The organism is Micrococcus sp. HG099, from assembly GCF_024723355.1.
Lineage (GTDB): Bacteria > Actinomycetota > Actinomycetes > Actinomycetales > Micrococcaceae > Micrococcus > Micrococcus endophyticus.
The window spans coordinates 17,076-27,287 of sequence record NZ_JANQCJ010000020.1; the positions used below are offsets into that span (position 1 = coordinate 17,076).

The window sequence follows — 10,212 nt, forward strand, 5'->3', positions numbered from 1 at the left end:
AGCAGGGCGCAGGCGTGTCCCGAGGGGCCGACTCGTCCCTCGCGGCCGCCTCGGCCGCGCATCCCGCATCGTGTCACCGAAATGAGGACCCCCATGGGCACCGCCACCCCGTCGGCCGAGGGCCGCCGTCGTCTCCTGCTCCCCGCCGCCGTGCTCGGCGCCTCCGCCCTGCTGCTGACCGCGTGCGGCGAGGCCCCGCCGGCCGAGTCCGGCTCGACCTCCCCGGCCGCCGGCTCCGTCTCCGCCGATCCCGCCGCCGGCTCGGACAACGGCGACTACAAGGCCTGCGTGGTCTCGGACGAGGGCGGCTTCGACGACCGCTCCTTCAACCAGTCCTCCTTCGAGGGACTCAAGGCCGCCGAGGAGCAGTACGGCATCGAGATCGCCACCGCCGAGTCCAACGACGCGAGCCAGTTCACCCCGAACCTGACCTCCATGGTGAACGCGGAGTGCGACGCCGTGTTCGGCGTGGGCTTCATGCTCGGCAAGGCGATGCTGCCGGTCTCCGCGCAGAACGCCGAGACCCACTTCTTCGGCGTGGACGTCACGGACGGCGACTTCACGGACAACGTGCAGAAGCTGACCTACGACACCGCGCAGGCCGCCTTCCTGGCCGGCTACCTGGCCGCCGGCACCACCGAGACCGGCACCGTCGCCACCTACGGCGGCGTCGAGTTGCCCACCGTGACCATCTTCATGGACGGCTTCGCCCGCGGCGTGGCACACCACAACGAGACCAAGGGCACCGACGTGAAGGTCCTGGGCTGGAACACCGAGTCCAAGACCGGCTCCTTCATCGGCAACTTCTCCAACCAGGACGCCGGCAAGACCAACACCGCCAACTTCATCAACGAGGGCGCGGACATCGTCATGCCGGTGGCCGGCCCCGTGGGCCTGGGCACCCTGGACGCCGTCCGCGAGGCGAACCAGGGCGGCAAGGACGTCAAGGTCATCTGGGTCGACTCGGACGGCTACGAGTCCACCGAGGACGGCGAGGTCATCCTCTCCTCCGTGGTGAAGAACATGGGCCAGTCCGTGACCGACGTGATCGGCCAGGACCTCAAGGGCGAGTTCTCCTCCGACCCGTACGTGGGCACCCTGGAGAACGGGGGCGTCGAGCTGGCTCCGTTCCACGACTTCGAGGACAAGGTCTCCCAGGAGATGAAGGACGAGCTGGGCAAGCTCCAGGAGCAGATCATCTCGGGCGAGCTGAAGATCGGCTCGGAGTACTCCCCGGCCTCCTGACCAGGGCGGCCACGGCCGTGGGGCCGGCCCGGACGCGTTCCGGACCGGCCCCGCGCCGTGCAGGCGCCCGGCTCACGGGCGCCGACCAGCACGAGCGAACGCAGAGATGACGAGAGGCCACCGATGAGGCTCGAACTGCGCGGGATCACCAAGCGCTTCGGCACCTTCGCCGCGAACGAGGACGTGAACCTGACCGTGGAGTCCGGGAGGGTGCACACCCTGCTCGGCGAGAACGGAGCGGGCAAGTCCACCCTGATGAACGTCCTGTTCGGCCTCTACGAGCCGACCGAGGGCGAGATCCTGCTGGACGGGGAGCCCGTGCGCTTCTCCGGCCCCGGCGAGGCCATGCGCGCCGGCATCGGCATGGTGCACCAGCACTTCATGCTCGTGCCCGTGTTCACGGTGGCCGAGAACGTGGCCCTGGGCGACGAGCACACGCGCGGTGCCGGCGTGCTGGACCTCGAGTCCACCCGTCGCCGGATCCGCGAGATCTCCGAGCAGTACGGGTTCGACGTGGACCCGGACGCCGTGGTGGAGGACCTGCCCGTGGGCGTGCAGCAGCGCGTGGAGATCATCAAGGCCCTCACGCGGGACGCCCGCATCCTCATCCTGGACGAACCCACGGCAGTGCTCACCCCGCAGGAGACGGACGAGCTGCTCGGCATCATCCGCCAGCTGCGCGCGGACGGCACGGCCATCGTGTTCATCTCCCACAAGCTGCGCGAGGTCAAGGCGATCTCGGACGACATCACCGTGCTGCGCCGCGGCCGCGTGGTCGGCACGGCGGACCCCACCGCCGAGGCCTCCGAGCTGGCGGCCCTCATGGTGGGCCGCGACGTCGTCCTCGAACGCCGCAAGACTGCGCCGGACCTGGGGGAGGAGACGTTCCGCGTCCGCGACCTGCGTGTGGTCTCGCCCACCGGTCAGGTGCTGCTGGACTCGGTGTCCTTCGGCATCCGTCAGGGCGAGGTGCTCGCCGTCGCCGGCGTGCAGGGCAACGGACAGACCGAGCTGACCGAGGCGATCATGGGCCTGGTCAAGGCGACCGGCTCCGTGTCCCTGGACGGGAACGAGCTCGTGGGCCGCTCCACGCGCCAGATCATCCGGGCCGGCGTCGGCTTCGTGCCCGAGGACCGCTCCACGGACGGGCTCGTGGGCCCGTTCTCCGTGGCCGAGAACATGGTGCTCAACCGCTTCGACGTGGCCCCGGCCGGCACCGCGCTGCAGATGCGCACGGCCGCGGTGCGCGAGCTCGCCGAGCGCCGCGTGGTCGAGTTCGACGTCCGCACGCAGGGCGTGGACGTCCCCGTCTCCTCCCTCTCCGGCGGCAACCAGCAGAAGGTCGTCATGGCCCGCGAGCTCGTGGACGGGCTGCGCCTGTTCATCGCCTCGCAGCCGACGCGCGGCGTGGACGTGGGCTCGATCGAGTTCCTCCACGACCGCATCATCGCCGAGCGCGACGCCGGCACCCCGGTCCTGATCGTCTCCACGGAGCTGGACGAGGTCCTCGAGCTCGCAGACCGGATCGCCGTGATGTACCACGGCCGGATCGTCGGCATCGTGCCGGGGGACACCTCGCGCGAGGACCTCGGCCTGATGATGGCCGGCCAGCTCCCCGACGTCGCCGCCGACTCCGGCGCCGCCGCGGACCCCGCCCCCGCCCGCCCCACCCCGGAAGGAGAGCGCCCGTGAGCACCGCCGCACCGCTCAAGCCCGCGGACCCGCCCGGCACCGCCCGGACCGCCCCCGTGGAGTCTGACTCCGCCCTGCGCCGGATCCTCTCCGGCAACGGCACCGTCACCGTCCTGGCGATCCTGCTGTCCCTGCTCGTCTCCGGCCTGCTGATCATCGCGACGGATGAGGACGTGCAGGAGGCCGCGGGCTACTTCCTCGCCCGTCCGGGCGACCTGCTCGGCGCCGCCTGGACCGCCTTCTCGGAGGCCTTCGCCGCCCTCTTCCGCGGGGCGATCTTCAACTACGAGGCCTCCACCGCCCGCGGCATGCTGTACCCGCTGATGGAGACGCTGACGGTGGCGACGCCGCTGATCATCATCTCCCTGGGCATCGCGATCGCCTTCCGCGCCGGCCTGTTCAACATCGGCGGCCAGGGCCAGTTCATCTTCGGCGCCATGTTCGCCACCTGGTTCGGCGTGCACCTGCAGCTGCCCTTCGGCGTGCACCTGCTGCTCGTGCTGATCATGGGCGTCCTCGGCGGCGTGCTGTGGGGCACCGTGGTGGGCGTGCTCAAGGCGCTCACCGGCGCGCACGAGGTGATCCTCACGATCATGCTCAACTACGTGGCCGTGAACCTGCTGGCGTACCTGCTGAACACCCCCGTGCTCCGCGCGCCCGGCAGCACCAACCCGATCTCGGAATCGCTGCCCGCCACCGCCATGTTCCCCCGGATGCTCGGCGACGGCTTCCGCCTGCACTGGGGCTTCGTGGTCGCCCTGCTCGCCACCGCGTTCGCCTGGTGGCTGCTGCAACGCTCCACCCTGGGCTTCCGACTGCGCGCGGTGGGCGCCAACCCGGCGGCGGCCCGCACCGCGGGCATCTCCGTGAAGGGCGCCTACGTGGCCGCCATGGCCATCTCCGGCGGCCTGGCCGGCCTGGCCGGCATGGCCCACGTCTCCGGCACCGAGGGCACCCTCAACGGCTCCGTGGCCGGCTCGTTCGGCTTCGACGCGATCACCGTGGCCCTGCTGGGCCGGTCCCACCCGGTGGGCGTGCTCTTCGCGGGTCTGCTGTTCGGCGCCCTGCGCGCCGGCGGCGTCACCATGCAGACCGAGACCGGCGTGCCGATCGACATCGTGCTCGTGGTCCAGTCGTTCATCGTGCTGCTGATCGCGGCCCCGCCGCTGGTGCGCACCATCTTCCGCCTTCCCTCCCCGGGGGCGGCCCGGGCCCGCCGCGCCGCGGACCCCGTGACCCAGGCGACCGTGGCCGGCGCGGCCGTCACCGGCGCCTCCGGTCAGTCCGCCGTCCCGGCCGAGTCCGTCCAGGAGGCCGCCGCCGGCGCCGCCTCCGCCCCGGCCGTCGGCGCCCCCGCGGCCTCCTGCACCGACCGTCACCACGAGAAGGAGGGGCAGGACCGATGAGCACCGCCGTCCCCGCCCGCCAGAGCCCGGCCGTCCGCCTCGAGGCGGCCGCCCCGGAGCAGGTGGTGGTCCGCCACTGGACCACCCCGATCGTCCTGTCCCTGCTCGCGCTGCTCGCGCTCGGCCTGTTCGCCCTGGGGGCGCCGTCCGAGACCGCGACGTTCCGCATCTCCTCCCCGGGCGACGCCGTCGCCCTGCCGGACCTCAAGGCCGACCCCGTGCTGTGGGGCTGGCTGCTGGCCGTGCTCATGCTCGTGCTGGCCGTTCTCGCCTGGTTCACCACGCTGCGCACGGGACGCGTGCCCGGCTGGCTCTCCGGCGTGTTCGCGGTGGCGTTCGTGGCTGCGTTCCTGATCTGGGTGATCGGCTCGGCGGACAACACCACCGTGTTCCTCACCGGCCTGGTGGCCGGCTCCTTCGCCCTGGCCGTGCCGCTGATCTTCGGCTCGATGGCCGGGATCCTCGCCGAGCGCTCCGGCGTGGTGAACATCGCGATCGAGGGCCAGCTGCTCTCCGGTGCGTTCACCGCCGCCGTCGTGGGCTCGCTGACCGGCTCCGTGTGGGCGGGCCTCGTCGCCGCGATTCTCTCCGGCGTTCTGGTCTCCTGGCTGCTCGCCGTGTTCTCCATCAAGTACCTGGTGAACCAGGTGATCGTCGGCGTCGTGCTCAACGTGCTCGTGGCCGGGCTGACGAGCTTCCTGTTCTCCACGGTGCTCACGGGCGGCTCGGGCCTGAACCGTCCGCCGCACTTCCAGGACATCCGCATCCCGTTCCTCGCGGACATCCCGATCCTGGGCCCGATCCTCTTCGACCAGACGATCCTCGGCTACGGGATGTACCTGATCGTCGGGCTCCTCTGGTTCGCCCTGTTCCGCACCCGCTGGGGGCTGCGCGTGCGCGCCGTCGGCGAGCACCCCAAGGCCGCGGACACCGTGGGCATCGACGTCAACCACACCCGCTACCTCTCCGTCCTGCTCGGCGGCGCGGTGGCCGGCATGGGCGGCGCGTTCTTCACGCTGGTGGCCTCCTCCTCCTTCTCGAAGGAGATGACGGCGGGCCAGGGCTTCATCGCCCTCGCCGCGGTGATCTTCGGCCGCTGGAACCCGATCGGCGCGTTCTTCGCGGCGCTGCTCTTCGGCTTCGCCACCAACATGCAGTACGTGCTGGCGATCCTCGGCACCCCGGTGCCGAGCCAGTTCATGGCGATGCTCCCGTACCTGGTCACGGTGTTCGCCGTGGCCGGCCTCGTGGGCCGCTCGCGCGGCCCGGCCGCCTCGGGCGTCCCGTACGTGAAGGAGTAGTCGATGGCCGCGGAGGGGACGACGACGGCGCCGCGCGTGGACTGGGACCGGCTGCGGGCCGCGGCCCTGGCCGCCACGGAGCACGCCTACGTGCCGTATTCGGGGTTCCGGGTGGGCGCCGCGGCGCTCACCGAGGACGGCCGGCTCGTGACCGGCTGCAACATCGAGAACGCCTCCTACGGGCTGACGCTGTGCGCCGAGTGCGCCCTGCTGGCGGACCTCCGCATGGGCGGCGGCGGCCGGCTGGCCGCGTTCGTGTGCGTGGACGGGCAGGGCGTGCTCACCATGCCGTGCGGCCGCTGCCGCCAGCTGCTCCACGAGTTCCGCGCCCCGGACATGGTGCTGCTCACCCCGGCGGGGGAGCGGACCATGGGGCAGGTGCTGCCCGATGCGTTCGGGCCGCAGGACCTGGAGCGCGCCGCCGCTCGATAGAGTCGGAGGCCTCGCCGCCCTGGACCATCCCGCCCGGGCGGCGACCCACCCGAGAGCGACCCACGAGGAGCAGGAATGACCGCGCAGCAGCAGGCCGAGCCGTTCGACGCCGTCGAGGTGATCCGCGCCAAGCGGGACCGCCAGACGCTGAGCCCCGAGCAGATCGACTGGGTGGTGGACGCCTACACGCGCGGCGTGGTGGCGGACGAGCAGATGTCCGCCCTGGCCATGGCCATCCTGCTCAACGGCATGGACCGCGCGGAGATCTCCCGGTGGACGGACGCGATGATCGTCTCGGGCGAGCGCATGGACTTCTCTGGCCTCACCGCCCCGGACGGGCGGGTGCTGCCCACCGCGGACAAGCACTCCACCGGCGGCGTGGGGGACAAGATCACCCTGCCCTTGGCCCCCCTCGTGGCCTCCTACGGCGTGGCCGTGCCGCAGCTCTCCGGCCGCGGCCTGGGCCACACCGGCGGCACCCTGGACAAGCTCGAGGCCATCCCCGGCTGGCGCGCGGACCTGACCAACGAGCAGATGATGCGCCAGCTCTCCGAGGTGGGCGCCGTGATCTGCGCCGCCGGCTCCGGCCTGGCCCCGGCGGACAAGCGGCTGTACGCGCTGCGCGACGTCACCGGCACGGTGGAGGCCATCCCGCTGATCGCCTCCTCGATCATGTCCAAGAAGATCGCCGAGGGCACCGGCGCGCTCGTGCTCGACGTGAAGTGCGGCTCCGGCGCGTTCATGAAGGACGAGGCCTCCGCGCGCGAGCTGGCTCGCACCATGGTGGACCTCGGCCGGGACGCCGGCGTGGACACCGTCGCCCTGCTCACGGACATGTCCGTGCCCCTGGGCCTGACCGCGGGCAACGCCCTCGAGGTGCGGGAGTCCGTCGAGGTGCTCGCCGGCGGCGGCCCGGCCGACGTCGTGGAGCTCACCGTGGAGCTGGCCCGCGCCATGCTCGCCGGCGCGGGGGTCACGGACGTGGACCCGGCGCAGAACCTGGCCAACGGCAAGGCGATGGACGTGTGGCACCGCATGATCGAGGCGCAGGGCGGCGACCCGCGCGCGGACCTGCCGACGGCGGCCCACACCGAGGACGTCGTCGCGGAGGCCGACGGCGTGCTCGCCGAGCTGGACGCGATGGCCGTGGGCCTGGCCGCCTGGCGCCTCGGCGCCGGGCGCGAACGCCAGGGCCAGCCCGTCCAGGCGGGCGCCGGCGTCGAGCTGCACGTGCGCCCGGGCGAGCGGGTGGCCCGCGGGCAGAAGGTGATGACCCTGCACACGGACACCCCCGAGCGGTTCGCCCGCGCGAAGGCGGCCCTGGAGGGCGGCTGGGCCGTGGCGGAGAAGGGCGAGGCCGAGGCGGCCACCCTGCGCGACCGGTCGGCGATCCTGGACCGGATCGGCTGATCCCGTGCTCGAGTGGGTCGAGGAGACGGTCCTCCACGCGGCGGCGCAGTGGTGGGTGCTGCCGCTGACCCTTGCGCTGTGCCTGCTGGACGGCATCGTCCCCGTCTTCCCCTCGGAGTCGGTGATCGTGGCCCTGGCCGCGATCGTGCGCGACGGGCAGCCGTTCTCCCTGTGGGCGCTGTGGGCCGTCGGCTTCGCCGGGGCGTTCCTCGGGGACGTCCTGGCGTACGCCATCGGGCGCGCGGTGGGCGTGGACCGGTTCCGCTGGATGCGCACGCCCCGGGTGCGGGCATCGGTCGCCGTCGCCCGCCACCACCTCAACGGGCACGGCGCCCTGCTGCTGTTCACCGGCCGGTTCATCCCGGGCGGCCGCGTGGCCATCAACCTCACGGCGGGCGCCATCCGGTACCCGCTGCACCGGTTCGTGGTCCTGGACCTGCTCTCCACCGCCGCGTGGTCCGCGTACTCGATCATGATCGCGCGCCTGACCACCGGCTGGCTGGACAACGCCCTGCTGCAGATCGCCGTCTCCGTCACCGGCGCGGCCCTCGTGGGCGTGCTGCTGGACCGGGCGCTCAAGGCCGTGCTGCGCCGCCGCCTGGGGACCGGGGTGAAGGGCCTGCGGCAGGCCGAGGGCGAGGCGCTGCGCTGAGCGCCCTGCCGTAGAGTGGCGCGCGTGACTGCCACTCAGCTTCCGGACACCGCATCCCCCTCCCCGCTCGAGGTCGACCTGGCCGCCCTGCCCAAGGTCTCCCTCCACGACCATCTCGACGGCGGCCTGCGCGTCGGCACCGTGCTGGAGCTGGCCACCGAGGCCGGCGTCGACGTCCCCGCGGACACCGTGGAGGGCCTGGCCGAGTGGATCGCCGAGCACGCCAACGGCGAGTCCCTCGAGAAGTACCTGCAGGTGTTCGCCCTGACCACCGCCGTGATGCAGACCCGCGAGCAGCTGCGCCGCGTGGCGCGCGAGTTCGTCGAGGACCTCGTCGCGGACGGCGTCGTCTACGGCGAGATCCGCTGGGCCCCCGAGCAGCACCTGGCCGGCGGGCTGAGCCTGGACGAGGCCGTCGAGGCCGTCCAGGAGGGCCTGGACGAGGCCGTGGACGCCGCCGAGGCGCAGGGCCGGCTGATCCGCGTGGGCCAGCTGATCACCGCGATGCGCCACGCGGACCGCGCCCAGGAGATCGCCGAGCTCGCCGTGCGCCATCGCGAGCGCGGCGTGGTGGGCTTCGACATCGCCGGCGCCGAGGCCGGCTTCCCGCCCTCGCGCTTCGCCGAGACCTTCACCTGGCTGGCCGCCCACCACCTGCCCGTCACCGTGCACGCCGGCGAGGGCGACGGCCTGGACTCCGTGCGCTCCGCCCTCGTGGACGGCCGCGCCCTGCGCCTGGGCCACGGCGTGCGCCTGGCCGAGGACATCTCCGTGGAGTTCGGCGGGGTGGACGAGGACGGCGAGCAGCTGGACGAGCTGACCGGCCTCGTCGACCTGGGGGAGACCGCCGCCTGGGTGCGCGACCGCCAGATCGCCCTCGAGGTCTGCCCGTCCTCGAACCTGCAGACCGGCGCCGTGGACGCCGAGGCCGGGATCGCCGGCCACCCGATCGACCTGCTCGTGCAGCTGGGCTTCCGCGTCACCGTGAACACGGACAACCGCCTGGTCTCGGACGTGTCCCTCACGGACGAGCTGTACCTGCTCGCCGAGACCTTCGGCTACTCGCTCGCGGAGCTGCTGGACCTGCAGCTCAACGCCGCCGAGGCCGCGTTCCTGGCCGTGGACGAGCGCGAGGACCTCGCGGAGATCCTCGTGGCCGGCTGGGGCGAGGTCATCTCCGGCGACGACGCCGGCCCCGTCCTGGAGGAGCTGGACGAGGACGACGAGGACGCCTGATCCTCCCGTGAGCGAGAGCGTGGACCGTCTGGTGGCGGTGGTCGAGGCTTTGCGCGACCACTGCCCCTGGACGGCCGCGCTCACCCACGGGGACCTCGCCGAGTACCTCGTGGAGGAGGCCTACGAGGCGGTGGCCGAGATCGAGGCCCGCGACGCCGCGGCGTGGGCGGACGTGCCCGCGCGGCGGGCCGACGGCGCCTACTCGGCGCTCGCCGCGGAGCTCGGCGACGTGCTGTTCCAGGTGGTGCTGCACGCGGCCGTGTCCCGGCCGCCGGGCGCCCCCGTGTCGAGCGCGGGCTTCCGCGTGGCGGACGCCGCCGACGCCCTCACCGCCAAGATGGTCCGCCGCAACCCGCTCGTGCTCACCCCCGAGGGCGCCCCGCGCTCGGCCGAGGAGCTGGCGCGGGTCACCCCGGAGGCCGTGGAGCTGGCCTGGGAAGAGGTCAAGGCGCAGGAGCGCGCCGCGGCGGGGGAGACGGCGTCAGGCGAGGCAGCGCAGGCGGGCGCGGTGGGGGCGGCCGCAGACCAGGCCTCGGAGCGTTGCGCTCACGACTCGCCGCGTGCGGAGACCTCGCAGGGCGAGTCTCGCGCGCAACGCGGGGTGCGAGAGGTTGCGGGGGAGACGGCGGGGCAGGCGGGAGGGCCTGCCGCCGACCCCGGCTTCGGCGGGATCCCCGCGCGCTTGCCCGCGCTCGCGGCGGCGGCCAAGGTCGTGGACCGGGCCGCCCGGCAGCCCGCGGACCCGCTGGCCCGGCACGCCCCCCTTTCCGGCCACCGCGCCGGCCACGTCGCTCCCGACGACGGCGTCCCCGGCTGGGGCGACGAGGCCGCCCTGGGC

General features: G+C 73.1%; 9 protein-coding genes. All 9 read left to right on the forward strand.

Going from position 1 to position 10,212, the window contains the following annotated elements; genetic code table 11:
• Nucleotides 1-93 precede the first annotated feature (93 nt).
• A complete protein-coding gene (locus tag NWP10_RS03345; protein ID WP_258299887.1) occupies nt 94-1,245 on the forward strand; it encodes a BMP family protein in 1,152 nt (383 codons plus the stop codon).
• Between the two features lie 123 nt (nt 1,246-1,368).
• Entirely contained in the window at nt 1,369-2,937 is a 1,569-nt protein-coding gene (locus NWP10_RS03350; protein ID WP_206397548.1) for an ABC transporter ATP-binding protein, read from the forward strand.
• Nucleotides 2,934-4,343 carry an ABC transporter permease gene (locus tag NWP10_RS03355; RefSeq protein ID WP_258299888.1) on the forward strand — a complete coding sequence of 470 codons (1,410 nt, stop codon included), beginning with the start codon at nt 2,934-2,936 and terminating at the stop codon, nt 4,341-4,343. Before NWP10_RS03350 ends, NWP10_RS03355 begins: the two co-directional genes overlap by 4 nt.
• Nucleotides 4,340-5,644, forward strand: a complete 1,305-nt coding sequence (locus NWP10_RS03360; protein WP_258299890.1) for an ABC transporter permease — start codon at nt 4,340-4,342, stop codon at nt 5,642-5,644. Before NWP10_RS03355 ends, NWP10_RS03360 begins: the two co-directional genes overlap by 4 nt.
• 3 nt (nt 5,645-5,647) lie before the next feature.
• Entirely contained in the window at nt 5,648-6,076 is a 429-nt protein-coding gene (locus NWP10_RS03365) for a cytidine deaminase (RefSeq protein ID WP_017488004.1), read from the forward strand.
• A 75-nt stretch (nt 6,077-6,151) separates the two neighbouring features.
• Entirely contained in the window at nt 6,152-7,486 is a 1,335-nt protein-coding gene (locus NWP10_RS03370) for a thymidine phosphorylase (RefSeq protein WP_017488005.1), read from the forward strand.
• Between the two features lie 4 nt (nt 7,487-7,490).
• Nucleotides 7,491-8,138: a DedA family protein gene (locus NWP10_RS03375; protein WP_017488006.1), complete on the forward strand. Its 648-nt coding sequence runs from the start codon at nt 7,491-7,493 to the stop codon at nt 8,136-8,138.
• A gap of 24 nt (nt 8,139-8,162) precedes the next feature.
• On the forward strand, nt 8,163-9,374 hold the full coding sequence (locus tag NWP10_RS03380) for an adenosine deaminase (RefSeq protein ID WP_017488007.1): 1,212 nt from the start codon (nt 8,163-8,165) through the stop codon (nt 9,372-9,374).
• A gap of 7 nt (nt 9,375-9,381) precedes the next feature.
• Nucleotides 9,382-10,212: MazG nucleotide pyrophosphohydrolase domain-containing protein (locus NWP10_RS03385; RefSeq protein WP_258299891.1), on the forward strand; the 831-nt coding region annotated here is incomplete at its 3' end.